At 66.6% G+C, this 1024-nt stretch carries 1 protein-coding gene and 1 pseudogene; one reads left to right on the forward strand and one right to left on the reverse strand.

Features of this window, described 5'->3' with window-relative positions:
• The first annotated feature begins 154 nt into the window (after nucleotides 1-154).
• Complete coding sequence (locus ACFWP3_RS42025; protein ID WP_384232233.1) at nucleotides 155-634, forward strand: hypothetical protein; 480 nt, start codon at nucleotides 155-157, stop codon at nucleotides 632-634.
• Between the two features lie 216 nt (nucleotides 635-850).
• Here the strand turns inward: ACFWP3_RS42025 and ACFWP3_RS42030 are convergent.
• A pseudogene (locus tag ACFWP3_RS42030) lies at nucleotides 851-1024 on the reverse strand (2,3-diaminopropionate biosynthesis protein SbnA); the annotation flags it as partial.

The following is a 1024-nucleotide window of genomic DNA, read 5'->3' on the forward strand; positions in this document are numbered from 1 at the left end:
CCGGCGCGACCCTTCTCGCAACGATGACGACCCTAACGGCTCATCCAGCGCGGGTCGGCGTGGTCGAGCTTGCCTCTAACGTTCCAGCCTTCCCCCGCGGGGGACCGATGGGCCAATGGGATCTTCGCTCAGTCCCTCGTGACATGCTGTGGCGGTGCTGCTGACGAGCAATGAGTGCAGTGTTGAGCTGCGGCCTTTGGGTTACCAGTTCTCCGTGGCGAGGGGTGACCCGTACGACGACAACTGGCTGGTCATCGGTGGCAGGGTGACGACTCCCGACGGTAGTTGGTCCTTCAGTGACCCTGTCCTGATGACCGACGAGGGGCGGCGGTTGTCCCGTTGGCTGCGGGCTGCCGTTGGGGGAAGGATCGCTGTGGCCCAGTCGGACACGGAGGGCGGGTGGGTGCCGTCGTTGACGTTCATGGAATCGGTCCTGGCTTTCAGTCTGGCCAGTCGATCCGACGGGGTCGTGGCGGTCCGTGTCCATCTGTCGCTTGAGGCCTCGCCGCCGTGGCGGCCGGACATCGAGGGTGACATGGTCCCGTATGAGGTGGAGATCGAGCTCACCGAGGTCGAGCTGTTGCGTGCAGTCGATGAATGGGACCGTGAGCTGCTGGCCTTCCCCGACCGTTGACCGGCGTCAGCCCCCGGAGCCCAGGACCTGAGCTGAGTGGCCACCCGGGACCGGCCCGCGTTCTCGGGCTCCACGCGCGGCGTGCCGGACGGCGAAGCAGTGCGCACCAGCGTTGCCGAGGCGGCAGTCCCACCGTTGCCGTGTTGTCGTCCACGGCCTTCACGAATGCGGGATCGAGCCTGGCCGGACTGTCTCCCGCGCACGAGCTCGTTGGGCTCACGGGTCCCTGGTCGCGCCGGCTCGTACCCCGTGTGGGTTGTACGGCTCGGTTCCGTTCAGGTCTCCGAAGAGCCCTTGCACCCAGTTGTCCTGGTAGATGGTGTCGAGGTAGCGTTCTCCCAGGTCAGGGGCTATGGCTACAGCGGTTTCCCGGGTGCCGGGATGCTGGGC

The sequence above is a fragment of the Streptomyces sp. NPDC058525 genome, from assembly GCF_042719495.1.
GTDB lineage: Bacteria > Actinomycetota > Actinomycetes > Streptomycetales > Streptomycetaceae > Streptomyces.